This window comes from Streptomyces sp. A1136 (assembly GCF_004795055.1).
GTDB lineage: Bacteria > Actinomycetota > Actinomycetes > Streptomycetales > Streptomycetaceae > Streptomyces.
In genome coordinates this window covers 1-26,008 of sequence record NZ_SSBJ01000064.1, presented here as the reverse complement: position 1 = coordinate 26,008, position 26,008 = coordinate 1, and the positions used below count along the sequence as shown (strand labels likewise).

The 26,008-nt window shown below is 70.4% G+C and carries 24 protein-coding genes; 12 read left to right on the top strand and 12 right to left on the bottom strand.

What is annotated here, in order from left to right; all coding sequences use genetic code 11:
* Positions 1-48: 48 nt before the first annotated feature.
* From E6R62_RS35110 to E6R62_RS35095, 4 genes are all read right to left on the bottom strand, one after another.
* Positions 49-1,029, bottom strand: coding sequence for a zinc-binding dehydrogenase (locus tag E6R62_RS35110; protein WP_136217532.1), 981 nt, complete (start codon positions 1,027-1,029; stop codon positions 49-51).
* A gap of 84 nt (positions 1,030-1,113) precedes the next feature.
* Positions 1,114-1,698: a TetR/AcrR family transcriptional regulator gene (locus E6R62_RS35105; RefSeq protein WP_168714277.1), complete on the bottom strand. Its 585-nt coding sequence runs from the start codon at positions 1,696-1,698 to the stop codon at positions 1,114-1,116.
* A gap of 69 nt (positions 1,699-1,767) precedes the next feature.
* The gene (locus E6R62_RS35100; protein WP_136217530.1) at positions 1,768-2,889 is read right to left on the bottom strand and encodes an agmatine/peptidylarginine deiminase; all 1,122 of its coding nucleotides are present in this window, start codon (positions 2,887-2,889) and stop codon (positions 1,768-1,770) included.
* A gap of 113 nt (positions 2,890-3,002) precedes the next feature.
* On the bottom strand, positions 3,003-4,517 hold the full coding sequence (locus tag E6R62_RS35095) for an APC family permease (protein ID WP_136217529.1): 1,515 nt from the start codon (positions 4,515-4,517) through the stop codon (positions 3,003-3,005).
* 155 nt (positions 4,518-4,672) lie between these two features.
* On the opposite strand from E6R62_RS35095, the gene E6R62_RS35090 reads away from it, so the two are divergent.
* Entirely contained in the window at positions 4,673-5,305 is a 633-nt protein-coding gene (locus E6R62_RS35090) for a TetR/AcrR family transcriptional regulator (RefSeq protein ID WP_136217528.1), read from the top strand.
* 59 nt (positions 5,306-5,364) lie between these two features.
* Here the strand turns inward: E6R62_RS35090 and E6R62_RS35085 are convergent, their stop codons facing one another.
* The 3 genes from E6R62_RS35085 to E6R62_RS35075 form a co-directional block, all read right to left on the bottom strand.
* Positions 5,365-6,420: an alpha/beta hydrolase gene (locus E6R62_RS35085; RefSeq protein WP_240802078.1), complete on the bottom strand. Its 1,056-nt coding sequence runs from the start codon at positions 6,418-6,420 to the stop codon at positions 5,365-5,367.
* A gap of 39 nt (positions 6,421-6,459) precedes the next feature.
* A complete protein-coding gene (locus E6R62_RS35080; RefSeq protein WP_136217527.1) occupies positions 6,460-7,131 on the bottom strand; it encodes a hypothetical protein in 672 nt (223 codons plus the stop codon).
* Positions 7,132-7,334: 203 nt separating this feature from the next.
* Positions 7,335-8,435: a magnesium and cobalt transport protein CorA gene (locus tag E6R62_RS35075; RefSeq protein WP_136217526.1), complete on the bottom strand. Its 1,101-nt coding sequence runs from the start codon at positions 8,433-8,435 to the stop codon at positions 7,335-7,337.
* A 275-nt stretch (positions 8,436-8,710) separates the two neighbouring features.
* Here E6R62_RS35075 and E6R62_RS35070 point away from each other — a divergent pair, with 275 nt between their 5' ends.
* Both E6R62_RS35070 and E6R62_RS35065 read left to right on the top strand, forming a co-directional pair.
* Positions 8,711-9,835, top strand: a complete 1,125-nt coding sequence (locus E6R62_RS35070; protein WP_136217525.1) for a winged helix DNA-binding domain-containing protein — start codon at positions 8,711-8,713, stop codon at positions 9,833-9,835.
* A gap of 43 nt (positions 9,836-9,878) precedes the next feature.
* Complete coding sequence (locus tag E6R62_RS35065; RefSeq protein ID WP_136217524.1) at positions 9,879-11,558, top strand: AMP-binding protein; 1,680 nt, start codon at positions 9,879-9,881, stop codon at positions 11,556-11,558.
* Positions 11,559-11,562: 4 nt separating this feature from the next.
* Here E6R62_RS35065 and E6R62_RS35060 read toward each other — a convergent pair whose 3' ends face one another.
* Both E6R62_RS35060 and E6R62_RS35055 read right to left on the bottom strand, forming a co-directional pair.
* The gene (locus tag E6R62_RS35060; protein WP_136217523.1) at positions 11,563-12,051 is read right to left on the bottom strand and encodes a glutathione peroxidase; all 489 of its coding nucleotides are present in this window, start codon (positions 12,049-12,051) and stop codon (positions 11,563-11,565) included.
* A gap of 43 nt (positions 12,052-12,094) precedes the next feature.
* Positions 12,095-12,811 (bottom strand): hypothetical protein, encoded by a 717-nt coding sequence (locus E6R62_RS35055; protein ID WP_240802079.1) that lies wholly within the window; start codon positions 12,809-12,811, stop codon positions 12,095-12,097.
* Here E6R62_RS35055 and E6R62_RS41520 point away from each other — a divergent pair.
* Together E6R62_RS41520 and gcl are read left to right on the top strand one after the other, a co-directional pair.
* Entirely contained in the window at positions 12,723-12,905 is a 183-nt protein-coding gene (locus E6R62_RS41520; protein WP_240802080.1) for a hypothetical protein, read from the top strand. The two genes, E6R62_RS35055 and E6R62_RS41520, sit on opposite strands and share 89 nt — an antisense overlap.
* 323 nt (positions 12,906-13,228) lie before the next feature.
* A complete protein-coding gene (gcl, locus tag E6R62_RS35050; protein WP_136217521.1) occupies positions 13,229-15,016 on the top strand; it encodes a glyoxylate carboligase in 1,788 nt (595 codons plus the stop codon).
* Positions 15,017-16,285: 1,269 nt separating this feature from the next.
* On the opposite strand, the gene E6R62_RS35045 is transcribed toward gcl, so the two are convergent.
* From E6R62_RS35045 to E6R62_RS35035, 3 genes are all read right to left on the bottom strand, one after another.
* Positions 16,286-17,743 carry a catalase gene (locus tag E6R62_RS35045; RefSeq protein WP_136217520.1) on the bottom strand — a complete coding sequence of 486 codons (1,458 nt, stop codon included), beginning with the start codon at positions 17,741-17,743 and terminating at the stop codon, positions 16,286-16,288.
* A 242-nt stretch (positions 17,744-17,985) separates the two neighbouring features.
* Positions 17,986-18,885: a 2-hydroxy-3-oxopropionate reductase gene (locus tag E6R62_RS35040; protein ID WP_136217519.1), complete on the bottom strand. Its 900-nt coding sequence runs from the start codon at positions 18,883-18,885 to the stop codon at positions 17,986-17,988.
* Positions 18,886-18,960: 75 nt separating this feature from the next.
* A complete protein-coding gene (locus E6R62_RS35035; protein WP_136217518.1) occupies positions 18,961-19,794 on the bottom strand; it encodes a TIM barrel protein in 834 nt (277 codons plus the stop codon).
* A gap of 126 nt (positions 19,795-19,920) precedes the next feature.
* On the opposite strand from E6R62_RS35035, the gene E6R62_RS35030 reads away from it, so the two are divergent.
* From E6R62_RS35030 to E6R62_RS35000, 7 genes are all read left to right on the top strand, one after another.
* The gene (locus tag E6R62_RS35030; RefSeq protein WP_136217517.1) at positions 19,921-20,175 is read left to right on the top strand and encodes a thiamine-binding protein; all 255 of its coding nucleotides are present in this window, start codon (positions 19,921-19,923) and stop codon (positions 20,173-20,175) included.
* Complete coding sequence (locus E6R62_RS35025) at positions 20,172-20,570, top strand: helix-turn-helix domain-containing protein (protein ID WP_136217516.1); 399 nt, start codon at positions 20,172-20,174, stop codon at positions 20,568-20,570. Before E6R62_RS35030 ends, E6R62_RS35025 begins: the two co-directional genes overlap by 4 nt.
* A gap of 155 nt (positions 20,571-20,725) precedes the next feature.
* Positions 20,726-21,238 (top strand): 2-oxo-4-hydroxy-4-carboxy-5-ureidoimidazoline decarboxylase, encoded by a 513-nt coding sequence (uraD, locus tag E6R62_RS35020; RefSeq protein ID WP_136217515.1) that lies wholly within the window; start codon positions 20,726-20,728, stop codon positions 21,236-21,238.
* Positions 21,235-21,639 carry a hydroxyisourate hydrolase gene (uraH, locus tag E6R62_RS35015; RefSeq protein ID WP_136217514.1) on the top strand — a complete coding sequence of 135 codons (405 nt, stop codon included), beginning with the start codon at positions 21,235-21,237 and terminating at the stop codon, positions 21,637-21,639. Before uraD ends, uraH begins: the two co-directional genes overlap by 4 nt.
* Position 21,640: 1 nt before the next feature.
* A complete protein-coding gene (gene pucL, locus E6R62_RS35010) occupies positions 21,641-22,564 on the top strand; it encodes a factor-independent urate hydroxylase (protein WP_136217513.1) in 924 nt (307 codons plus the stop codon).
* A gap of 190 nt (positions 22,565-22,754) precedes the next feature.
* The gene (locus E6R62_RS35005; protein WP_136217512.1) at positions 22,755-24,158 is read left to right on the top strand and encodes an 8-oxoguanine deaminase; all 1,404 of its coding nucleotides are present in this window, start codon (positions 22,755-22,757) and stop codon (positions 24,156-24,158) included.
* Positions 24,159-24,557: 399 nt separating this feature from the next.
* Positions 24,558-25,949 carry a nucleobase:cation symporter-2 family protein gene (locus tag E6R62_RS35000; RefSeq protein ID WP_136217511.1) on the top strand — a complete coding sequence of 464 codons (1,392 nt, stop codon included), beginning with the start codon at positions 24,558-24,560 and terminating at the stop codon, positions 25,947-25,949.
* Positions 25,950-26,008 lie beyond the last annotated feature (59 nt).

Sequence of the window (26,008 nt, the reverse complement as noted above, 5' to 3'; positions counted from 1 at the left end):
CGGCGCCGTGCCCCGGGCCGGTACGCCCGGACCGCCCGGACCGCCCAGTCAGTCGACGGTCACCACCATCTTGCCGAGGGCGGTCCCGGCCTCCATGACCCGGTGGGCCTCGACGATCTCCTCGAAGGCGAAGACCCGTGCGGGGCGGGCCCGCAGCGCGCCCGCTTCGACCTTGGCGTAGATCTCTTCCAAGGGGACGTCGGAGAGCGGGAAGTGCGGGGTGCCGAGGACGAAGGCGCTGCCGAAGAAGCTCAGCCGCACGCCGCTCGGCAGGTCGGCGATCGGGTCGAAGTCCCGTACCGGCTCGAACCCGCCCAGGAATCCGAGCTGGCACACCCGGCCGCGCGGTCCGACCAGGGCGAGGGAGTCGCGCAGGACACTGTTGCCGACGACGTCGAACACCGCGTCGACCCCGAGCCCCCGTTCCCGGACCGGTGCGGCGAGCGCGCCGTCGTCGATGAGCACGTCGTGGGCGCCGAGTTCCCGCAACAGCGCGGCGTGCGCCGGGTTCCGGGTGGTGGCGACCACGGTCGCGCCGTGGTCCACGGCGAGGTCGACGGCGGCTTGACCGAGGGACGAGGTCGCCCCCCGGACGAGGACCGTCTCGCCGGGCCGCAGGTCCAGAGTGCCGAACAGGCCGCTCCACGCGGTCGCGTACACCTCGGGAACCGCCGCCAGTTCGGCCCAGCCCAGCGACGACCGCACCGGCACCACGTTGGTCGCGGGCACGGTCACCGACTCGGCGTAGCTGCCGTTCCGGGTCCGGCCCATCCCGCCGAGGATCGCCACCACGCGGGTGCCGGTGGCGAGCCGGCCGGACGGGTCGTGCTCGACCACACCGGCGCACTCGATCCCGGGGACCGCGGCGACCTCGCCCCACGCGCCGGCGCGCATGTAGGCCTCGGCGTGGTTGAGACCGAACGCCTTGACGCGGACCAGCACCTCGCCGTCGACGGGTACCGGATCGGGCAGCTCGGTGAGGGTGAGGACCTCGGGGCCGCCGTGGGCGGAAATGACGATGGCCTTCATATGGGGCGATCCATTCTTGAGTAGTCATTCAAATATGCGACCGAAAAAAGGGCCACCACGAGGGTGGCCAGAGGAGCCCTGGTGTCAGGCGAGGGCGACGAAGGCGTTGTCGACGATCGCCCGCAGCAGGGTTTCGTCGGGATTCGCCTTCCCGACGACCATCAACCCCTGGCAGGTCGCGACCAGCAACTTCGCACTGCCGACGGGGTCCAGTGAGGCGCGCACCTGGCCCCGCCGCACCGCGTTGCCCAGTGCGTGGGTCATGCACCGTTCGAGGCGCGCCAGATGGCCCCGTACGACGGCGGCGGCCTCGTCGTCCTCGGCGGCCCGTTCGATCGCGGTGTTGACGAGCAGGCAGCCCTGGCGTCCCTCCGGACTGAGCAGGTCCTGCACCAGTCCGTCGAAGTAACCCCGGATCTCGGTCACCGAGGCGTCCGGCGCCTCCAGTTCGCCGAGTTTCCCGGGGACGACCAGCTTCGAGTAGCGCTCCAGGGCCTTCAGGAACAAGGTGTGTTTGCCGCCGGGGAAGGCGCCGTAGAGACTGCCGGGCTTCACGCCGGTCGCCTTCACCAGATCCTCGATGGAGGTCGCCCGGTACCCGCGCTCCCAGAACCGCAGCATGGCCTGGTTCAGGACGTCTTCGGGTTCGAACTCGCGAGGTCGGGGCATGGGGCAAACATACATGAGTGACCATTCAAGAACCACCCCCGCGGTTCCGCGGGGGTGGTCCGCCCGTCCCTAGGACACCGCGGGGACGTGCTGGGTGACGCAGTGGACGCCGCCCCCGCCCCAGGCCAGGGTGCGGGCCGGGATGCCGACGATCTCCCGGCCCGGGAAGAGTTCGGCGTACCGGGCCAGCGCGGCACCGTCGTCCGGCTCCTGGGCCGTCGGGACGACGACGCTGCCACTGGTCAGGTAGTAGTTCGTGTAGCTGAACGTGTCCACCGTCGCGCCGTTCACCTGGAAGTGGGGCTGCTGGTGGAGCTCCTCGATCAGGAAACGCCTTCCGCGGGCGTCGGTGGCGGCCAGCAGCACGGCCCGGTTGGCCTCCATGCGCGCGTGGTTGGGGCTGGAGGTGTTCGGCTGGGTGTGCAGCAGGACCTTCGCCGGGCCGAGGTAGGAGGCGACGAGGTCGACGTGCCCGTTGGTGATGAGGTCGTTGTCCAGACCGTACGGCAGCCAGATCACCTTGCTCGCCCCGTACGCGGCGAGCAGCGCGGCCTCGATCTGGGCGCGGGTCATCCCCGGGTTGCGGTTCGGGTTGAGCAGGCACTCCTCGGTGGTGATGAGGGTTCCCTGGCCGTCGGTGATGACGGAGCCGCCCTCCAGTACGAGGTCCACCGGCTTGCGCGGTACCGAGAGGTACGAGCAGACGCCGACCGGCAGCAGGTCGTCCTTGTCGTACGGGTACTTGTCGCCCCAGCCGTTGAATCGGAAGTCCAACCCCGTGCGCTGGGTGCGGGCCGCGTTCAGGGCGAAGATCGGTCCGGTGTCCCGGGTCCAGCAGTCGTTCACCGGGTACTCGACGACGGTCACCGTGGCCCCGCACTGGCGCCGGGCGTCGGCGACGGTACCGGGCTCGGCGAACATCAGGACGGTCTCGAAGCGCGCGATGCTCTTGGCGATGGCGGCCACCTCGGCCTGCACCTGGGGGAGCAGGCCGCCCCACCCGTCCGTGCGGTCCCACGGCCAGGCCATGACGCAGCCGGAGTGGCTCTCCCACTCGGCGGGGACGGCGAGTGCGCCGTCGGCGGGCAGCGCCGATGCCGTTCCGGCGCCGCGGGAGGTGAGGAAGACGGTCGCGGCGGCGGTGAGCGCGCCCGTACAGAACGTGCGGCGGGTGGGGCGGGGCAGGTCCATGCGAGGTGTCCTTCCGAGGAGGCGTGCGGTGCGGGGGGTGGCCGGATCGGGGGGAGTCGTACGGCTCCGGGGCGGCGGCCCCGTGGGCGGGGGTGCTCGGCCGCGGCGCCGTGTCAGGGGCGCTCGGCGGCGACCTCCAGGCCCTCGGCGCGCGGCGACGCGGACGCCGCCGCCTCGTCGCGCAGCCGGTGGTGCGGGCGGCGGACGGCCAGGTAGACCAGGCCGGTACCCAGCACCACACCGGTGCCGAGCAGCGCGGCCCACACCTGGTACCAGGGGGCGTCCGGCGGCGCGAGGGTGGTGCGCGGCCAGCAGACGTTCACCACCTCGAAGGCCGTCCAGGCCACGGCGAGGACGTTGAGGAAGGTGCCCTTTGCGCCCAACCGGATGTGACCGGAGGGCACCCAGCTCCCGCGCAGCCGGGCGATGAGCGCGGCGAGCGAGACGAGGAAGAACGGCAGGTAGGTGGCGGCGGTGCCGAAGGAGATGAGGCTGCCGATGGCGGTGGCGTTGAGCCCGAGCGCGAGTGCGCTCCCGCTGATGAGGGTGGAGGCGACGAGACCGCCGATGGGCGCCTGACGCCGGTTGACCTTGCGCACGTGCCGGGAGGAGGGGAAGGCCCCGTCGCGCGCGAGCGAGAACAGGCCGCGCGCCGCGCCGCCCTGCGAGGCCATCGCGCAGGCCAGGAACCCGATCAGGACCACCACCACGAAGGGCTTGTCCGACCAACCGCCGAAGGCGTGCACCACGGCCGTCGTCACGGGGTCGACGTCCTGGCCGGCCACCACCGCCTCCGGGTGCGGGTGCGCCAGCGCGACGGCCATCGCGTTGAGGATGACGACGGCGCCGACGCTCAGCAGCGCCCACCACATGGCTCGCGGAACCTGGCGGCCGGCGTCCTTGGTCTCCTCCGCGGTCGACACGCAGGCGTCGAAGCCGATGAAGGCCCAGCCGGCGACGGCGACGGCCGCGAGGAAACCGGCGACGGTCGAGCCACCGGACAGCGCCTCGGCGCCGAGCGTCTCGGTGAAGAGCGGGAAGCCGTGCTCGCGGAAGAACAGCAGCAGGATCAGGCCGACCAGTACGGAGGCGACCGCTTCCGCGGCGATCCCGAGCGAGACGAACCAGCGCAGGATGGTGATCCCGTACGCGTTGACCAGCATGCACACGAGCAGGATGGCGACGGCCACCGCGACCAGCCCGCCGGGCGTCGGCACGGCCCCGAAGAGGGCGTAGACCCAGGGCGCCGCGAGGTACGCCACCGTGGTGTTGCCGAACATGACGGCGAACTGCCAGACCCAACCGCCCAGCCAGCCGAACGCCGGCCCCAACAGGCGCCTGCCCCACTGGTACGGGCCGCCGGCCAGCGGCCATTGCGAGGTCAACTCGGCGTAGACGTTGACGACCAGGCACTGGCCGGCGAGCACCAGCGGCAGGGCCCAGATCCACATCGGGCCGGCCACCGTGGTTCCCACCATGGAGACGGCGTACAGGGCCACGACGGGGGACACCACCGCGAACCCCATCGAGATGTTTCCGAGGATGCCGAGGCTGCGTCGCAGCTCTTGGCGGTAGCCGAGCGCATGGAGCCGAGCGGCGTCCGCATCGGGCTTCGACGTGTCGTTCATGATCACCTCACCGGGCGCGGGCAGCCGGGACGGCGCCGGCGCCGCTAAATCTAACCGCGTTAGGAAAACGGGGTGGCGTGAATGTAGCGGTGCTCCCGACGGCTTGTGAAGCGTTCCCGGCAGGTAATCTGCAAGCCGAGACGAGGGAGCCCCCGATGGCACGGCCGAGCCAGAACCTCCTCAGCCGCGCGCTCATCGCCCGCGCGGCTCTGGACCTTTTGGACGAACAGGGCGTCGAAGCGCTGAAGATGCGCACGATCGCCGACCGGCTCGGGGTGCGCGGGGCCTCCCTGTACCACCACGTCGCGTCCAAGGAAGACCTGCTCGACGCGGTCGCGGAGCTGATCAACGACGAGATCGACCTCGGCCCGCTCACGGACCCGGGCGGCGTGGAGGGCATCGCCGCGTACGCCCACGGCTACCGGGGTGTCTACCTCCGCTACCCGCACATGATCCCGCTGGTCGCCCGCCGCCGGGTCGCCTCCGACAAGGCCCTGCGCGGCTACGACACCCTGCTGGACGCCCTGACCCGCTCGGGGTGCACCCCGGCCGAGGCGGCCGAGGCCGCCGCCGCCATCGACAACCTCGTACTCGGCTCCGCGTTGGAGACCTTCACCGCCGGCTTCGTCCTCCCCCCGGCGCGGTACGACCCGGACTACCCGGCCCTGGCCGCCTCCCTCGAAGCGTCGGCCGCCCACCCCGGCGGGCTCCCCGCCCTGGACACCCGCGGTTTCACCCTCGGCATCCGTCTGATCCTCCGCGGCCTGCCGACGCCGACCGAACCGTAGCCGGCCCGTCGCTCGGCGGGGGCGCCCCGGCCGGTCCGACCGGCTCGGCGGGCGGTGCCTCAGGCGGCCCCGGCGGCTTGGCGGGTGGTGCCTCGGCCCGCGGCCCCGGGGGCTTGGCGGGCCGGCCCGTCGCCCGGGCCGGACGGTGCCAGGACGCGCCGCAGCCAGCGCGTACGGGCCTCACGGGCGTCCCGGCTGAGGGCCGCCTCCGGTGCGAAGGTGTCGAAACCGTGGAAGGCCCCGGGCCACACGTGCAGTTCGGCCCGGCCGCCGGCCTGCCATATGGCGTTCGCGTAGGCCACGCCCTCGTCCCGGAAGGTCTCCGCCGACCCGACGTCGATATAGGCCGGGGGCAGGCCGGACAGGTCCGAGGCGCGGGCGGGGGCCGCGTAGGGCGGCACGTCGGCGGCCCCGTACCGGTCGCCCAACAGCGCCTGCCACGCCGTCGCGTTGGAGGTCCGGTCCCAGGTGTCCACGCCGGCCATCTGACGGCCGGAGAAGGTGTCGTCGCGGTCGTCGAGCATCGGGCACAGGAGGAGTTGCCCGATCGGGGCGGGTCCGCCCCGATCGCGGGTGAGCAGGGCGAGCGCCGCCGCGAGTCCGCCGCCGGCGCTCTTGCCGCCGATGACGACGCGGTCCGCGTCGACGCCGATCCCGGCCGCGTGTTCGGCCACCCAGCGGAGCCCGGCGTAACAGTCCTCCACCTGGCCGGGGTACCGGGTCCGCGGAGCCAGTCGGTATTCGACGGAGACGACGGCCAATCCCAGCGGGAGCGCCCACTCGCGGAGCAACCGCGGGAGCACCGACCACGCGTTGCCCGTGATCATGCCGCCGCCGTGCATGTAGTACAGCAACGGCAGCGGCCCGGTGGCCCCGGCGGGCCGGGCGCTCACGAGCGTGACGTCCGGAGCGCCCGAGGCGCCCGGCACCCGCAGCTCGTCCACCTCGAACCGCCCACCGGCCCGCAGCTCCCGCGCGGTCGGCCGAGGCCTGCCCACGGCATCCCGCTCCTGCCACGCCGCGAGATTCTCCGGCGTCACCGGCTCCCTGACCCCCAACGCGGCCAGTGCCGACCCCAGTTCACCGTCGATGTCAGCCGCCCCGCTCGTCCCCACCACACCCCTCCCTTCCCGCTCTTGAACGCCGTGCCCCGTCTACTTGGAGCCCGGCGTCCATTTCATACCGAATCGATAGGCCCGAGAGATCACGTCCTGGATGCCGGTCCCGGCCTGTGGCGTGAACCATCGCACCTCGCGTCCGATCACCAGCTCGCCCTTCTGTCGTTTGATCAGGGCGATGGCGCACGCGTGCGCCTGGGGCGGGCACTCGTCGAGACGGACCCGGAAGCGGTCACCCCGGTCGGAGGTGAGGGTCACCACCGCGTCGAGCCCGCGGAAGTCGCCGGCGCCGTCGTAGATGTAGACGAAGAGCAACAACTTCTGGAACTCGGCCTGGTGGTCCAGGTTGACGACCAGGTTCTCGCCGGTTGCGAGCGCCCCGGTCCGGTCGTCCGCGTCCAGGGCGACGTAGGGGAACCGGTCCGCCGCACCGAACGCGTTCCCCAAGGCCTGGACCACCGTCTTGGTGCCGTCGGTGCACCGGATCATGCACCCCAGGTCGAGGTCCACCTCCCTGGCCGCGGCCGATCGCATGGACGCCCGTATCCGGCCGAACAGGCCGCGCGCCTCCCCGGCTGCCGTCGCGGCCGCGGCGCGCGGGGACGTCCAGTTCAGATTGACCTTGATCAAACCGGAGGTCACCCCGTGCTTGTCCAGCGAGACCGTGGGCGACGCCTTCGTCAGGTCCACTGTGGTGGGCGCGGTCATGTGGCACCTTCCTGCGGAGTATCCACACGCCGCGCGGGCAGAGCCCACGTCGAGCGCACGGAGCGGCCTCTTCTCGACCGCCGAGCCCAGGCAAGACCCTCCGCCGGGGCGGGACGTCGGTTTTCCCCGAGCCGAGACCGATTCGTCACATCGCAATGGCACCTTCGTCCAATGCGCGTCGACAGCCCTCTGCTGCTCGTCCCTCAGAGCCAGTCGCGCTTCTTGAAGACGACGTACAGGCTTACGCAGACCACCGCCATCAGCAGGAGCGCGAAGGGGTAGCCCGCTGCCCACTTCAGCTCCGGCATGTTCTCGAAGTTCATGCCGTAGATGGTGCCGACCAGGGTGGGGGCGAAGAGGATGGCGGCCCAGGAGGAGATCTTCTTGATCTCCTCGTTCTGTTCGAAGCCGGCCTCCGCCAACGCGCGCATTTCCGCGTTCTGTTGTTGGGAGACCAGGGTGGCGTTGACCGTCAGGATTTCGGTGAGGGCCTGGCGGAAGCCGTCCACGCGTTCGCTGGTGTGGGTGACGTGATCGGCGACGTCGCGGAGGTAGCGCTGGAGTTCCTCGTCCGTGCCGTACTTGGCGAAGCCGGCCATCAGGCCGTGGAGCATGCCGACCAGGGGGCGGGTGGCGCGCTGGAACTCGACCATTTCGCGGGAGAGTTCGTAGATGCGGCGCGAGACCTCGGGGTCGCCGCGGAAGACCTCGGTCTCGATCTCGTCCATGTCGTTCTGGACGCCCTCCACGACGGGGGCGTAGCCGTCGACCACCGCGTCGAGGATGGCGTACAAGGCGGCCTCCGGGCCGAGGGAGAGGAGCTCCGGGGCAGCCTCCATGCGGCGGCGGACCGCCGAGAGGTCGGGGGCGGCACCGTGGCGGACCGTGATGAGGAAGTCCGGGCCGACGAAGATGTGGAGTTCGCCGAAGTCCACCTCCTCCGGCGCGTCCAGGTAGCGCGCGGCGCGCAGGACGACGAAGAGGGTGTCGCCGTAGCGTTCCAGCTTGGGGCGCTGGTGGGCCTCCAAGGCGTCTTCGACGGAGAGCGGGTGGAGGTTGAACTCGGCCGCCAGGGAATGGAGTTCGGCCTCCGTCGGGCGATGCAGCCCGATCCACGCCATGCCGTCGCTCTGTTCGCGCAGTTGACGGAAGGTGTCGGCGAGGGTGGCGGGGGAGGCCACGCGTCGGCCGTCGCGGTAGACCGCCGAGTCGACGACGCTGCGGTGGTCCGACGGCGTCGGCGCGGCGGGCTGCCTCGGTCGGCCCGTGCGCGGCGGGGGGCGGCGGTCTGGGCGCTCCGGCATCGCAGTCAGCTCCCGGTGGCTCGGGTGTCTGGACGGGCGGTCTGGACGGGCGGTCTGGTCGGGCGGTCTGGACGGGCGGCTCGTCTGGTGGTCTCGTCGGGCCGTCTGGTCGGACGGTCTCGTCTGGTGGTCTCGTGGGTCGCTCTCGTGCGCGGTCTCGGCGACGTGTGTATCGGGGCAAGGGGCAGGATATACGGGCGAAAGGGCACTGTGGGGAACGGCGGCCGCCGACATCGCGGACGGTGGGTGTCCGCAAGCCGCGTTAGCGTGCGGTCATGGCTTCCACGACCGCCGGTCCCGTACTCGACACCCGTGCCCTGAACCGTGCCACGCTCGCCCGCCAGCTGCTGTTGGGGCGCGCCCGGATGTCCGCGGTGGACGCCGTCACGCACCTCGTCGGACTCCAGGCGCAGAACGTCAGGCCGCCCTACTTCCAGCTGCACGCCCGCCTCGCCGGCTTCCGCCCCGCCGAGCTGGCCGGTCTGATGGAGTCCCGGGAAGTGGTCCGCATGGTCACGATGCGCTCCACCCTCCACACCCACACCGCGCACGACGCCCTCACCCTCAGGCCGCTCGTCCAAGACGCCCGTGACCGGGAGGTCGGGTACTTCCGCGCCGGGCTCACCGGAGTCGACCTGGACCGGCTCACGCGGACCGCGCGGGCCTTCGTGGAGGCCGCCCCGCGCACCATGGCGGAGATCCGGGAGGAACTCCTCACCCACTGGCCGGACGCCGACCCGCGAGCCCTGTCGGTCGCCGCCCGATGCCGGCTGCCGCTCGTGCAGGTCACCCCCCGCGGCGTGTGGGGCCGCAGTGGCCAGGTCCGGCTCACCACCGCCGAGCACTGGCTCGGGCGCCCGGCCGGGGAGCCGCAGTCTCCGGACGAGGTGGTGCTGCGCTACCTCGGCGCCTTCGGGCCGGCCTCCGTGAAGGACATGCAGACCTGGGCGGGCCTGACCCGGCTCAGGCCCGCCTTCGAGCGGCTGCGGCCGCGCCTGCTCGGCTTCCGGGACGAGAACGGCGTCGAACTGTTCGACCTCCCCGACGCGCCCCGCCCCGACCCGGACACCCCCGCCCCGCCCCGTTTCCTCCCCGAGTTCGACAACCTCCTTCTCTCGCACGCCGACCGCACCCGCGTCGTTCCGCCGCAGGTCAAGGGGCGCAGTTGGACGGGGAACCAGGCCCACCGCACTCTCCTCGTCGACGGGTTCCTCGCCGGGCTCTGGACCGAGGACGCCGGCGTGCTCACGGTCGAGCCGTTCTCCGCGGTGACCAAGGCGGTCGAGGCGCAGATCGTGGCCGAAGGCGAACGGCTGCTCGCGGGGATGGGGAGCGACGCGCGGACGGGCGGCACCCCGGCCGGCCGGGGCGGTGTCCGCTTCGGGGCGATCCGCGACTGACGCCGTCTAGTGATCCACAGCGTCACGCGGCACGATGCCTCACATGACGGAGAACAGCGCCACCGCACAGTTCCTGGCCGCCCGCGACTTCCTCCTCGAACGCCGGGGGGACTACGAGGCCGCCCGGGCCGGCTTCACCTGGCCCCGCCCCGAGCGCTTCAACTGGGCCCTGGACTGGTTCGACCACATCGCCACCGGCAACGGCGCCGATGCCCTGCGCATCGTCGAGGAGGACGGCACGAGCCGGGGGGTCTCCTTCGGGGAGTTGTCCGTGCGTTCGGACTCGGCCGCGAACTGGCTGCGCGCCCAGGGCGTCGTCGCCGGCGACCGCGTCCTGGTCATGCTGGGCAACCAGCGCGAGCTGTGGGAGGTGATGCTCGCCGCGATGAAGCTGCGCGCGGTCGTCATCCCCGCCACCCCGCTGCTCGGCCCCGCGGACCTGCGCGACCGGGTCGAACGCGGACAGGTGCGCCACGTCATCGTGCGCGCCGAGGACACCGGCAAGTTCGACGAGGTGCCCGGCACCTACACCCGCATCGCCGCGGGTGCCGGGGTGCCCACCGGATGGCGCCGCCTGGAGGACATGTACCAGGCGCCCAGTGCTTTCACGCCCGACGGCGAGACCCGCGCAGACGACCCCCTGATGCTCTACTTCACCTCCGGCACCACCGCCCGCCCCAAGCTGGTCGAGCACACGCACGCGTCCTACCCGATCGGGCACCTGTCCACCATGTACTGGGTGGGACTGCGTCCCGACGACGTCCACCTCAACATCGCCTCGCCCGGCTGGGCCAAGCACGCCTGGTCGAACCTCTTCACGCCCTGGAACGCCGGCGCGACCGTGTTCGTCCACAACTACACGCGCTTCGACGCCGAGCGGCTGATGGCGGAGATGGACCGGGGCGGCGTCACCACCTTCTGCGCCCCGCCGACCGTCTGGCGGATGCTGATCCAGTCCGACCTCGGTCTGCTGCGCAACCCGCCGCGCGAGGCCGTCGCCGCCGGCGAGCCGCTCAACCCGGAGGTCATCGAGAGGGTCCGCGAAGCCTGGGGCGTGACCATCCGCGACGGCTTCGGTCAGACGGAGACCACCCTGCAGATCGGCAACTTCCCGGGCGCCCCGGTCAAGCCCGGCTCGATGGGCCGTCCGGCGCCCGGCTACGAGATCGTCCTGCTGGACCCCGTCACGGGCAAGGAGTCCCCCGACGAGGGCGAGATCTGCGTGGACCTGCGCACCCGCCCGGCCGGGGTGATGACGGGCTACCGCGACGATCCCGAGCGCACGGCCGAGGCGATGGCGGACGGCCTCTACCGCACCGGCGACATCGCCTCGCGCGACGCCGACGGCTACCTCACCTATGTGGGCAGGTCCGACGACGTCTTCAAGGCCTCCGACTACAAGATCAGCCCGTTCGAGCTGGAGAGCGCCCTGCTGGAGCACGAGGCCGTCGCCGAGGCGGCCGTCGTCCCGGCCCCCGACGCGCTGCGGCTCGCCGTCCCCAAGGCCTACGTGACGCTCGCCGCCGGCTGGGAGCCGGGGGAGGAGACGGCCCGGGTGCTGTTCGAGCACTCCCGGGCCGTGCTGTCCCCGTACAAGAGGATCCGCCGCATCGAGTTCGGCGAGCTGCCGAAGACCGTGTCCGGGAAGATCCGCCGGGTGGAGCTGAGGGAGCTCACCGAGGCCGGTTCGACGAGGGAGTACGACGAGGGCGACCTCGGCTGACGGATCAGGCCGGCAGCTGCGCCTCGATCGCCGCGATCACCTCGGGCGCCTCCGGCTCGGTGCGCGGGCGGAAGCGCGCCACGACCTCACCGGCGGGGGAGATCAGGAACTTCTCGAAGTTCCACTGGATGTCCCCCGCCTCCCCGTCCGCGTCCGGGGTCTTCACCAGCTCATGGTAGAGCGGGTGCCGGTTCTCGCCGTTGACCTCGGACTTCTCCAGCATCGGGAACGTCACGCCGAAACCCGACGCGCAGAACGTCTGGATGTCGTCCGCCGAGCCCGGCTCCTGACCGCCGAACTGGTTGCACGGCACGCCGATGACCGTGAAGCCCTTCTCCTCGTACTTGAACTGCAGTCGGGCCAGCCCGGAGTACTGGGGGGTGAGGCCGCACTGGGAGGCGGTGTTGACCAGCAGGATCGCCTTGCCCTTGTAGGCGGCCAGACTGGTCGGCTCGTCGGACAGGGTGGTCAGCGGGATGTCGTACAGGGCCATCGGGCTCTCCTCGGCAGACGCGGGAAAAGTAATGCCCCCGAGCCTAGGGCCCCGTACCGACGAGTGCGTCGGCCGGGTCGTTGACCGGTTGGGGCATGCCCGTGAGATCCATGACGAACAGCGGTATCCCCAGGTCGTCGGCGCGCGCCCGGGCGTCCGAGGTGTAGCCGGCGAGGGAGAAGTAGACGCTGGTCGCGGAGGCGGTCAGCCCGTTCAGCCACACGCACTCCACCGCCCGCAGCCCGGCCGGCGCCGTACTCGGATCGACCTGGGCCACCACGCCCGGCGCGCGCAGGTCGACGGTCGCGGACGGGATCGGCGGCCCGTCGGGCTGCCGTACGTCCCGGAAGCCGAGCCAGCGCAGGTACAGCGCGGCCGTCGCCACCGCGTCCCGGGCCGTACGGATGGTCACGGGCCGAAACGGCGGCCGCGACTGTGACGGGCCCGTCCGCGCCGCCCCGTCCTGCCCCTGCCCCGGGTCCTGTTCCGGGCCGGGACTCGGCCCGGTCCCCGGAACGCGTCCCCGAACGGCTCCCGGGCCCCGCCCCGGCTCCCGCCGCGCCGTCGGCCCGGAGCCGGGGGCGCCGCCTTCCGGCCGTAGGCCGTCCTCGGCCGCGACGCCGTCCCGGGGACCGGCGACCGCACGCGGCGGCCCGGGCTCGTGGACCGGGATGAGCACCACGGTCCCGCAGGAGGCGCACCCCACCTCGGGATGCGGCCAGTCGCTCTCCCGCCCACAGGCCGCGCACCGCACGGTCACCCAGCCGTCGGTCCACGTCCGGTGTGTCAACGGCAGCACGGGCGCGACCAGGTCCAGCGGCGGGGTGATCGGACTCCCGCAGGCGCAGGGGTAGACCGGCGCCGTGTACCCGTTCTCGCGCTGGCACGCCGGACAGCGCACCGGTACCGCTTCCGCCATGAGACCTGGACCCCCTCCGTCGCTGTGCGTTGCTCCATGGTCCACCACCAGCGACCGACCCGGGTGGCGTCGCCCCGATTTCCCGCCACGGGGGCGGGGATTTGTGCGACCGACCGACCGAGAAGCGGCATTTGGTGGTTTCCGGGGTGTCGAAGCGCCTTGACGTGCACAGAGCTCGCCGCTTAGCTTGTTCCGTATAGCAGAACAAAACTTCCGTATTACGGAAACTGCCTGACCGCCACACCGCAGGAGACCTCGATGCCTCGTATGACAGCCGCCGCCGCTGCAGTGGAGATCCTCAAGCGCGAGGGTGTCGCGCACGCGTTCGGCGTCCCCGGCGCCGCGATCAACCCGTTCTACCGGGAGCTCAAGAACGTCGGTGGCATCAAGCACACCCTCGCCCGCCACGTCGAGGGTGCCTCCCACATGGCGGAGGGCTACACCCGCACGGCGCCCGGCAACATCGGCGTCTGCATCGGTACCTCCGGCCCCGCCGGCACCGACATGATCACCGGCCTGTACTCGGCGATCGCGGACTCGATCCCGATCCTGTGCATCACCGGCCAGGCCCCGGTCTCCAAGCTCCACAAGGAAGACTTCCAGGCCGTCGACATCGCCTCGATCGCCAAGCCGGTCACCAAGAAGGCCACGACCGTCCTGGAGGCCGCGCAGGTCCCCGGCGTGTTCCAGGAGGCCTTCCACCTGATGCGCTCCGGCCGTCCCGGCCCGGTCCTCATCGACCTGCCGATCGACGTCCAGCTGACCGAGATCGAGTTCGACCCGGAGACCTACGAGCCGCTGCCGGTCTACAAGCCGCGCGCCACCCGCGCCCAGGCGGAGAAGGCAGTCCGCTTCCTGCTGGAGTCCGAGCGCCCGCTGATCGTGGCCGGTGGCGGCATCATCAACGCCGACGCCGCCGACCTGCTGGTCGAGTTCGCCGAGCTGACCAACGTCCCCGTCATCTCCACCCTGATGGGCTGGGGCGTCATCCCCGACGACCACGAGCTGAGCGCCGGCATGGTCGGTGTCCAGACCTCGCACCGCTACGGCAACGCGACCTTCCTGGAGTCGGACTTCGTCCTCGGCATCGGCAACCGCTGGGCCAACCGTCACACCGGCTACAACCTGGACGCCTACCTCGGCGACCGCAAGTTCGTCCACGTCGACATCGAGCCCACCCAGATCGGCAAGATCTTCGCCCCGGACTTCGGCATCGCCTCCGACGCCAAGGCCGCGCTGGAGCTCTTCATCGAGATCGCCAAGGAGCTCAAGGCCGAGGGTAAGCTCCCGGACTACAGCGCCTGGGTCGCCTCGCACCTGGAGCGCAAGGGTTCGCTGCAGCGCCGTACGCACTTCGACAACATCCCCATGAAGCCGCAGCGCGTCTACGAGGAGATGAACAAGGCGTTCGGCCCGGAGACCCGCTACGTCACCACCATCGGTCTGTCCCAGATCGCCGGTGCGCAGATGCTGCACGTCTTCAAGCCGCGCCACTGGATCAACTGCGGCCAGGCCGGCCCGCTCGGCTGGACCATCCCGGCCGCGCTGGGTGTCGCCTCGGCCGACCCGGAGAACCCGGTCGTCGCGCTCTCCGGTGACTACGACTTCCAGTTCATGCTGGAAGAGCTGGCCGTCGGCGCGCAGCACAAGATCCCGTACGTCCACGTCCTGGTGAACAACGCCTACCTGGGCCTGATCCGCCAGGCGCAGGGTGGTCTCGGCATCAACTTCGAGGTCAACCTGGAGTTCGAGAACATCAACGCGCCCGAGCTGGGCGTCTACGGCGTCGACCACGTCAAGGTCGTCGAGGGTCTCGGCTGCAAGGCGATCCGCGTCACCGACCCGAACGAGCTGGGCGCCGCCTTCGAGGAGGCCAAGAAGCTGGCCGCCGAGTACAGCGTCCCGGTCGTCGTCGAGGCGATCCTGGAGCGCGTCACCAACATCTCGATGAGCAAGACGGTCGACATGAGCGACGTCACCGAGTTCGAGGAGCTGGCGACCGAGCCGGGCCACGCCCCGACCGCGATCCGCCCGATCTCGGCCTGATCCACGGGCGTCACCGCGCCATAAGAACGGCCCCCGGAAACCATCGGTTTCCGGGGGCCGTTCCCCGTTCCGGCCCAGGCGTCGGCCCAACCCGGGGCGACGCCCGCGATCGGCGCCCGACGCCGAGCACGAGCCGCGCGGCGGCCGGACCGGCCGCCGACTCGTGCGTGCGGCGAGGCGCGGGCACCGGGCCGGGTCCGGTCCGGCCGCCGACTCGTGCGTGCGGCGAGGCGCGGGCACCGGGCCGGGTCCGGTCCGGCCTGTCGCTCCTCGATGAGACGGGGCGCAGACGAGGGGGTGCCGGCGCGTCCCGGGAGGGGCCTCGGGGTCGTACCCCGAAGGTGCCGCGACGGAGGCCGGGCTCACCGCGGCCTCGGCCCTGTGCCGGGCGCTCCGGGGTGCCGCGTGGTGACCCCGACACCGGCGCGGGCGCGTGGTGGTCCAGGGCGGGAACGTCTCGACCGCCCTCGGGCTCCTGGTGTTCGCCGTCTCCGCCGGCTGGGCCGTGGACGGCCGGCGGGGCTCCGGGCCCGCTGGTGACCGGCCTCGGCACGGGTTCCTGATCCCGCCGCTGTTCTACGTCATGCCGGCCGCGTCGTCCGGGACCGAGGTGGGGTCCGCCTCCGGAGTTCTGGACGCCGTAAGGCGATTGACCGGCGCGGTGGGCGTGGCGCCACCGGTCGCCGTCCGGACGTTCCTCACGGACCACGGCGGCGCGGCCTCCACCGCCCGGTCCGCCAAGGCCCCCTGGCCACCCCCTGGTCCTGCACGCGGGCGCCCTGGCCCGTCCGTACGCCTTCCCCCCGGCCGTCCGCGGGCATGCCGAGGGGCTCAAGGCGCAGGCGGGCCCACGCGAAGGCAGGCCCACGCACGACAAAGCGCCGAGTCACGGGACCGTCCGTGACTCGGCGCTTTGGGTTGTGACCGCCCGACGGTGCGAGGCTGGCGCGACAGGACGTTCGCGCCGCCGGGCGGGGCAGGTGACTTGTGTACAGGGGACTCTGTGCGTGGCCCCTGTACACAAGTGGCTGGGACCGTGGCGGGCGGGCGACGGGAGCTTCGGCTTCGTCTCCCTCAGGTCAAGAGACGGGCCTCGGAACCCATTACCACCGCACTGGCTCGCACGCTCGCCACGGTCCTCACGCGGCGCCGGTCACGAGGACCGGCGCTGTCCGCCCTCACCGCGTACCACCCCTCATCCGGGTCCGCGGTTCGGGCTCAGCACCCGGGGCCTGACCTCCCGTCAGACCCCCGGCACAGCTGGGTGGCTCAGGCGTCGCGCAGGGCGCGGACGGCCTCCTCGACGCGCTTGCCGTAGTCGGCGTCCGCGGCGTGGAAGTGAGCCAGGTTCTTCTCGATGACGTCCTCGAGGGTGACCTGCGACAGGCCGCCGGCGATGTTCGCCACCAGACGCTGCTTCTCGGCCTCCGACATCAGACGGTAGAGCTCACCGGCCTGGAAGAAGTGGTCGTCCTTCGTGTGGGCCGGGGCCTCGTGGGTGCCCGTGTAGCCGGAGACGGCCTTCGGGGCGCCCAGGGCGAGACCGGTCTCGGTCGGACCCTGGTACGAGTTGGGCTCGTAGTTCTTGTCGTGGCGCGAGCCGTTGCGCAGCGCCATGACACCGTCGCGGCCGTAGTTGTCGGCCTGCGTCGCCTTCGGGGCGTTGACCGGCAGCACGGTGTGGTTCACGCCGAGGCGGTAACGCTGGGCGTCGGCGTACGCGAACAGTCGGCCCTGGAGCATCTTGTCCGGCGAGGCGGTGATGCCCGGGACGAAGTTGTTCGGGGAGAAGGCGGACTGCTCGACCTCGGCGAAGACGTTGTCCGGGTTGCGGTCGAGGACCAGACGGCCCACGCGCTGCAGCGGGTAGTCGGCGTGCGGCCACACCTTGGTGAGGTCGAACGGGTTGAAGCGGTAGTCCGCGGCCTCGGCGGCGGGCATGATCTGGACGTAGAGGGTCCAGCTCGGGTTCACACCGCGCTCGATGGCCTGGAGCAGGTCCGTCTGGTGCGAGTTGGCGTCCTTGCCGACCAGCTCGGCGGCCTGCTCGGACGACAGGCAGCGGATGCCCTGGTTCGTCTTGAAGTGGTACTTGACGAAGAAGGCCTCGCCGTTCTCGTTCGTCCACTGGTAGGTGTGGGAGCCGTAGCCGTTCATGTGACGGTACGACGCCGGGATGCCGCGGTCACCCATCAGCCAGGTGATCTGGTGCGTCGCCTCGGGGGCGTGCGCCCAGAAGTCCCAGACGTTGTCCGGCTCCTGCTTGCCCGTGAAGGGGTCGCGCTTCTGGGAGTGGATGAAGTCGGGGAACTTGATCGGGTCCTTGATGAAGAACACCGGGGTGTTGTTGCCGACGAGGTCGTAGTTGCCCTCTTCGGTGTAGAACTTCAGCGCGAAGCCACGCGGGTCGCGGACGGCGTCCGCGCCACCGAGGGAGTCGGCGACGGTGGAGAACCGCAGGAAGGTCTCGGTCTTCTTGCCGACCGTGTTCAGGAACGCGGCGCTGGTGTACGCGGTGACGTCGTCCGTCACCTCGAAGTAGCCGTAGGCGCCCGAGCCGCGGGCGTGCACCACGCGCTCCGGGATGCGCTCGCGGTTGAAGCGGGCGAGCTTCTCCAGGAGCTGCTGATCCTGGATCAGGAGCGGGCCACCGACGCCGGCGGTGGCGGAGTTCTGGTTGTCGGCGACCGGGGCGCCGGACTCGGTCGTCAGCGTGCGCTTCGACATGGTGACCTTCCGTACGGGAAACTGCTGAGACGGAAGGCGTCTTCCGTCATGCGGAACAGCCTAATTTCGGCGTGAACACGACGTCAACAGTTTGTTGAAAAGAAAGAGTGGAGGTGATCCGGACGGTGCCGGCGCTTGGGCGCGACAGGACAGGTGTCAGCACCGGCACCATCCGGAAACTCGGGGCCCCCGTGAGGGGGGCGCTCAGGTCCGCGTGGCGGACCCGGGGGCGGGCCTGAGGATCAGACCTGGGCGCCGGAGAGGCGCTCGACCGCGCGGAGCAGGGCCGAGTGGTCCAGGCCGCCGTCACCCTGGGCGCGCAGCGAGGCGACCAGCTGGGCGACGACCGCGCCGACCGGGAGGGCCGCACCGACGTTGCGGGCGGCGTCGGTGACGATGCCCATGTCCTTGTGGTGCAGGTCGATCCGGAAACCGGGCTTGAAGTCGCGGTTCAGGAAGTTGTCCTTCTTGCGGGTCAGGACCGTGGAGCCGGCCAGACCGCCGTTGAGGACGTCCAGGGCGGCCTGGAGGTTCACGCCCGACTTCTCCAGGAAGACGACGGCCTCGGCGCACGCCTGGATGTTGACCGCGACGATGAGCTGGTTGGCGGCCTTCACCGTCTGGCCGGAGCCGTGCGGGCCGCACAGGACGATGGTCTTGCCGAGCGTCTCCAGGATCGGGAGGGCCGCGTCGAAGTCGGCCTGCTCGCCACCCACCATGATCGACAGGACGGCCTCGATGGCGCCGGCCTCGCCGCCCGACACCGGGGCGTCGATGACGCGGATGCCCTTCTCGGCGGCGTTCTTGGCGAGGTCGACCGAGGTCTGCGGGGTGATCGACGACATGTCGATGATCAGCGCGCCGGACTTCGCGTTCGCGAGGATGCCCTCGGGGCCGTAGTTGATGGCCTCGACCTGCGGGGACGCGGGCACCATCGTGATGATCACGTCGGCGTCCTTGACGGCCTCGGCGATCGAGCCGGCCGCGGTGCCGCCGGCCGCGGCCAGGCGCTCCAGCTTGTCCTGCTCCAGCGTGAAGCCGGTGACCGAGTAGCCCGCCTTGATGAGGTTCTCGGACATGGGGGAGCCCATGATGCCGAGGCCGATCCAGGCGATCGAGGGAAGCGCGGTGGAGGTGCTCATGATGAGGGTCCTTCTCTTAATGCTTTGTACGAAAAGTGCGGGAGGTGCCTGGCTGATCGCCCGGACTTTGTCCGCCTACTTGGCGGCGCGGGCCTCGGCGGGCAGCCACGCGAAGGACGCGGCCGCATCGGCGGCCTTGTACTCCAGGCCCACGTAGCCCTCGTATCCGGCCTTCTTCAGCTGATCGAGGAGCTCTTCCAGGGGGAGCTCGCCGGTGCCGGGGGCGCCGCGACCAGGCTTGTCGGCGATCTGGACGTGTCCGGTCTTGGCGGCGTACTTTTCGATGACCTCGAAGAGGTCCTCATCGTTCATCGCCAGGTGGTACAGGTCGAGCAGGAACTTGGCGTTGCCGAGGCCGGTGGCCTCGTTCACCTTGTCCACGATCTCGATGCCGGCCGGGGCGCTCACCAGCGGGTAGAGCGGCGACTCCGGCTTGTTGAGGGTTTCGATCAGGAGGACGGCGCCCACCCGGTCCGCGGCCTTGGCGGCCGTGACCAGGTTCTTGAGGGCCAGCTCGTCCTGGACCGCGGGGTCCACGCCGTCGACGCGGTTGCCGTAGAGGGCGTTCAGCGCCTTGCAGCCGACCGAGGCCGCGAAGTCGGCGGCCACGTTGATGTTGGCGTTGAAGCGGTCCGACTCCTCACCGGGTACCGAGACCGCGCCGCGGTCCGGGCCCGGCAGTTGGCCGGCGTAGAAGTTCAGGCCCACCAGCTGCGTGCCGGCGTCCTCGAGAGCCTTCTTGAGGGCGTCCAGCTCCGCTTGGGCGGGAGTGGGGGTCTCGATCCAGGGCCACCACAGCTCGACCGCCGTGAAGCCGGCCGCGGCGGCTGCCGCGGGGCGCTCCAGGAGCGGGAGTTCCGTGAAGAGGATCGAAAGGTTTACATCGAAGCGCTGGTCCGTGTATCCCATGAGGGGTGTGCGCTCCTTCCGTATTGCGGAAGTTAGTTTCTGCTTGATGGAAGACTGCATCGAGGTTCGCGTGGCTGTCAAGTGCGCACTCCCGAAAAGTCCCACCTGCGGGGTAGCTTGACCCGCGTGCGATTGAGAGTGGAGTTCACGACCGAGCCCTTCGACCTCGAAGAGGCCCCCGCCCATGCCGTGGCCGCGCGCGAGGTCATCCAGAAGGCGCGGCTGGACGCGGTGGACGTCGGCCCGTTCGGCAACACCGCCGAGGGGGAGTCCGACGAGGTGCTGACCGCCGTGGCCGCGCTGCTGCGCAATTCGCTGGAGGCCGGCGCCACCCGGGTGTCGCTCCAGGTCAATGTGATCGCGGAAGGCGCCACCCCATGACCGAGCCCCGCGACCACCCCTTCGTCGCCGCCGTGAAGCCGCTGGTGGACGCCATGGGCGGCGAGCTGATGGACCCCGCCCAGGCGCAGCCCGACGACGTCGTGCTGAGCTGGGAGGGGCGGGAGCTGCTCGCCGTCCGGCTGCCCCAGCTCTCCGACTCGCTCGACCACATCCTGGCGGCGCTGGAGCGTCGGCACGGCGTACCGTTGGCTCAGCTCGACCGGAAGTCCAAGCAGGACGTGGTGCGGATACTGGAGGCGCGCGGTGCCTTCTCCGTGCGGCACGGCGTGGAGACGGTCGCGGGCGCCCTGGGCGTCAGCCGCTTCACCGTCTACAACTACCTGAACAGGGACTCGGGCCCTTCCAAGGGAGCCGATAAGAGCAGCCGGCAGTGAGTGCCCCCTGACCTACCGTGACGAGCCGCCGCCCGATTCACCCGGGCGGCGGCTTTTGTGTACGGGAAGTTTCAACAAAGTGTTGACGACGTGTTGTGGAGGGCGTTAGCTATGCGCAGCCCGTCAAAAGCAACAACAGGCCACGGAGGCCTACCGTGACTTCGAGTCCGACCCCGGGTCTCACCCGGTTCAACGCCTTGGACGACAGCGCGGCCACGGCCGCGCTGCACGAGGTGTGCGCCAGTTCGGCGTGGGGCGGCAAACTGCTCGCCCAGCGCCCCTTCGCCACCGTCGAGGCACTCTTCTCGGCCAACGAGTCCGCCATGGCGGAGCTCACCGCCGAGGACCTCGCGGAGGCGATGGCGGGGCACGCGCCGATCGGCCGCCCGAAGCCGGGGGACCCGACCTCCGCCCGCGAGCAGCGCGGCATGGCCGGCGCCTCGGAGGAGCTCCGCAACGAACTCCTCGAACTGAACCTGGCGTACCAGGACAAGTTCGGCCACGTCTTCCTCATCTGCGCCACCGGTGCGACCGGTGAGTTCATGCGGGACGCGGTCAAGGTACGGATCGACAACTCGCCGGAACAGGAGCGGGAGATCGCCCGCGGCGAGCTCGTGAAGATCAACCGGATCCGCCTGACCCGACTCGTGGAGGAAGAGAGCGCATGAGCACTGACACGACCGCTTCGGTGTCCACGCACATCCTGGACACCAGCGTCGGCCGCCCCGCCGAGGGCGTCGCCATCTCCCTGTCGGCCCGTACGGGCCTCGACGGGCAGTGGGCGGCCCTGGGCGCCTCCGCCACCGACGCGGACGGCCGATGCAAGGACCTCCCGGCCCTGCCGGAGGGAACCACCCACGTACGTCTCGACTTCGAGACCGAGACGTACTTCGCTGATAAGCACAGTTCGAAGAAGCAAGCCGAGGCGCAGCAGGACGCCCCCCGCGTAAGGGACAGCGGTGCGTTCTTCCCCGAGGTCACCATCACTTTCGCGGTGAACCCGGGCGAGCACTACCACGTACCGCTGCTGCTCAACCCGTTCGGCTACTCCGTTTACCGAGGGAGCTAGCATGGCCACGATTCTGGGCCAGAACCAGTACGGCAAAGCAGAGAACCGCGTCGTCAAGATCACGCGGGACGGCGACACCCACCACATCAAGGACCTGAACGTCTCGGTCGCCCTTTCCGGCGACATGGACGATGTCCACTACTCCGGCTCGAACGCCAACTGCCTGCCGACGGACACCACCAAGAACACGGTGTACGCGTTCGCCAAGGAGCACGGCATCGAGTCCGCCGAGCAGTTCGGCATCCACCTGGCGCGTTGGTTCGTCAACAGCCAGGAGCCGATCCAGCGTGCGCGCATCCGGATCGAGGAGTACGCCTGGGACCGCATCCCCACCTCCGACGCCAACTCGAAGTTCATCGGGTCGGACGAGGTGAAGCACTCCTTCGTCCGTCAGGGCCAGGAGACCCGGGTCACCCAGATCACGTACGACGGCACCAACTGGGAGGTCATCTCCGGCCTCAAGGACCTCGTCGTCATGAACTCCACGAACTCCGAGTTCTGGGGTTACGTGAAGGACAAGTACACGACCCTGAAGGAGGCCTACGACCGCATCCTGGCCACCCAGGTGTCGGCTCGCTGGCGCTACAACTGGTCGGACGACGAGCAGCGGATGCCGAACTGGGAGAAGTCCTACGCCGAGGCGCGCAAGCACATGCTCCACGCCTTCGCGGAGACCTACTCCCTCTCGCTCCAGCAGACCCTGTACCAGATGGGTTCGCGCATCATCAACCACCGTTCGGAGATCGACGAGGTCCGCTTCTCGCTCCCGAACAAGCACCACTTCCTCGTCGACCTGGAGCCCTTCGGTCTCAAGAACGACAACGAGGTCTACTTCGCCGCGGACCGGCCGTACGGTCTGATCGAGGCGACGGTCCTGCGTGACGGCGTCGACGCCCGTATCCCCGTGGACATGACCAACCTCTGATGCGACACGCCCGTCCCGGGGCTCCGCAGTGGCCCCGGGACGGCGCGACACCTCCACACCTTCTGAATCGGCACCCGGACGCATCACACGGGGCGGCAGTACTGTCAGCTGTCAAGGCCCCCGGCTCCGGCACTCAATTCCCCTGGGTTTTGCCGGGCCCGCACCGCCACTGAAAGTACGAGGACGTCCCATGGCAGCATCAGCAGCCCCGGACAGCGCCGCCGAGCGCATCGTCATCCAGAACTGCGCGATCGCGACCGTCGACGCCAACGACACCGAATACGCCTCGGGTCACATCGTCGTCGCCGGCAACAGGATCGAGTCCATCGGCGCGGGCAGGGCCCCCGAGAACCTCGACAACGTCGTCCGCCGGATCGACGGCACCGGGCACCTCGTGACCCCCGGTCTGGTCAACACGCACCACCACTTCTACCAGTGGATCACGCGTGGTCTGGCCACCGACCACAACCTCTTCGACTGGCTCGTCGCGCTGTACCCGACCTGGGCGCGCATCGACGAGCAGATGGCGTACACGGCCGCCCAGGGTTCCCTGGCGATGATGGCCAAGGGCGGCGTCACCACCGCCATGGACCACCACTACGTCTTCCCCAAGGGCTCCGGCGACCTCTCCGGGGCGATCATCCGCGCCGCTTCCGAGATGGGCGTCCGCTTCACCCTCGCCCGCGGCTCGATGGACCGCAGCGTGAAGGACGGCGGCCTGCCGCCTGACCACGCCGTCGAGACCCTCGAAGGCGCGCTCGCCGACACCGAGGCGACCGTCAAGAAGCACCACGACCACTCCTTCGACGCGATGACCCAGGTCGCCGTCGCGCCCTGCTCCCCCTTCTCGGTCTCCACCGAGCTGCTCAAGCAGGGTGCCGAGCTGGCCCGCCGGCTGGGCGTGCGCATGCACACACACGGCAGCGAGACCGTCGAGGAAGAGCAGTTCTGCAAGGAACTGTTCGGCATGGGCCCCACCGACTACTTCGAGTCGACCGGCTGGCTCGGCGAGGACGTGTGGATGGCGCACAGCGTCCACATGAACGACTCCGACATCGCCGCGTTCGCCCGCACCAAGACCGGTGTCGCGCACTGCCCGTCCTCCAACGCACGTCTGGCCGCCGGCATCGCCCGGGTCCCGGACATGCTCGCCGCCGGCGTACCCGTCGGCCTCGGCGTGGACGGCACCGCCTCCAACGAGTCCGGTGAGCTGCACACCGAGCTGCGCAACGCGCTGCTCATCAACCGCCTCAACCCCGTCCACCGCGAGCGCGCCCTGAACGCGCGCCAGGCCTTGCGCCTCGGTACGTACGGTGGCGCGCAGGTCCTCGGCCGCGCCGACAACATCGGCTCGCTGGAGGCCGGCAAGCTCGCCGACCTGGTGATGTGGAACCTGGGCACCCTCGCCCACTCCTCCATCGCCGACCCGGTCACCGCGCTCGTGTTCGGCGCGGCCGCCCCGGTGACCCTCTCGCTGGTCAACGGCAAGCAGATCGTGGAGAACAACCGACTGCTCTTCGCCGACGAGGACGCGATCGCCGTGTCCACGCGGGAAGAGGCCCGGCGCCTGGCGCGCATCTCCGCCCAGGCCTGATCCCCCGGCCGGCGCCGGGGCACCCCACCCGGCCACCGCCGGGAGGTACTCCCAGGACTCCGGCCGGGGGGGACGGCCCCCGGCCGGCGGCCGCGGACCCGAGCGGGGTCCGCGGCAGCCGTCCCGGGAAGCGCCCGAGGAACATTCCGAAGGCGCTCCCGGGAACGGTGACCCGTGACACCGCACCGCACTGAAACCCATTGCGCCACTGCGCCTGCGCCACAGCACCGCCGTACGGTCCCGCGCGGGAACGACTCGGGCGAATCGTTTCCGCATCTCCACGGGCAGGACAGCACGCAGCACCACCACAACTGAAGACAGGCTCGACTCGCACAGCTTTCGCACCACCTCCCTGACACCCACGTCCCCGCCGACGTGTCTAACCGACCGGAGGAAGCCGTGGCCGCAACGCCCAGGTTTCGCAAAGACGCAGTCGTAGTACCGGAGGAGAAGCACCCGGTCGACGAGACCTTGCCTCCGCTGAAAATGTTCACGAGCGGTCTGCAGCACGTCGCCGCGATGTACGCGGGTGTCGTCGCCCCGCCCATGATCGTCGGCCCTGCCGTCGGTCTCTCCGCCACCGAGACCGCCTTCCTGATGGGCGCCTCGCTCTTCACCGCGGGCCTCGCCACCCTGCTCCAGACCCTCGGGGTCTGGAAGATCGGTGCCAAGCTCCCCTTCGTCAACGGCGTCTCCTTCGCCGGAGTGACCCCGATGATCGCCATCGGCAAGGGCGAGGGCGCGAACGCCATCCCCGTCATCTTCGGCGCGATCATCGTCGCCGGACTCGTCGGATTCGTCGCCGCGCCGTACTTCGGCAAACTCGTCCGCTTCTTCCCGCCCGTCGTCACCGGCACGGTCATCACCCTGATCGGCGTCTCGCTGCTGCCGGTCGCCTTCAACTGGTCGCAGGGCGGCAACCGCACGGCCGGCGACTACGGCTCCATGAAGAACATCGGCATGGCCGCCCTCACCCTGGTGATCGTGCTGCTGATGCGCAAGTTCCTGCGCGGCTTCCTTCAGCAGATATCCATCCTGCTCGGTCTGGTCGCCGGAACGTTGATCGCCGTCCCGCTGCACATGACCAACTTCGACGCCATCCGCGACGCGGACATCGTCGGCTTCCCCACCCCGTTCCACTTCGGCGCACCGCAGTTCCAGGTCGCCGCCATCATCTCGATGTGCATCGTGATGCTCGTCTGCATGACGGAGTCCACCGCCGACATCCTGGCCCTCGGCAAGATCGTGGGCCGGCCGGCGGACGCGAAGACCATCGAGGGCGGCCTGCGCGCCGACACCCTCGGCAGCGCGCTCAGCCCGCTGTTCAACGGCTTCATGTGCAGTGCCTTCGCCCAGAACATCGGGCTTGTCGCGATGACCAAGGTGCGCAGCCGGTTCGTCGTCGCGGCCGGCGGCGGCATCCTGATCCTGCTGGGTCTGTGCCCGGTCGCCGCCTCCGTCATCGGCGTGGTGCCGCTGCCCGTACTCGGCGGCGCCGGCATCGTCCTGTTCGGCTCGGTCGCGGCCAGCGGCATCCAGACGCTGGCCGGCGCGGCGATGGAGAAGGGCGAGAACGCCCTGATCGTGGCGGCCTCGGTCGGCATCGGCCTGATCCCGATCGCGGCGCCCGGCTTCTACCACGCGTTCCCCAAGGACCTGCTCGTCGTCCTCGACTCGGGCATCAGCACGGGCTGTGTGGTGGCCATCGTGCTGAACCTGGCCTTCAACCACCTCGGCGCCAAGAAGGAACCGGCCGCCGAGGCCGCCGCGGAACCGGCGTTCGTGCACTGAGTGTTCGCGCACCGAGCCTTCGCGCACCGAGCGTTCGTGTGCCGAGTGTGCCGCGCGCG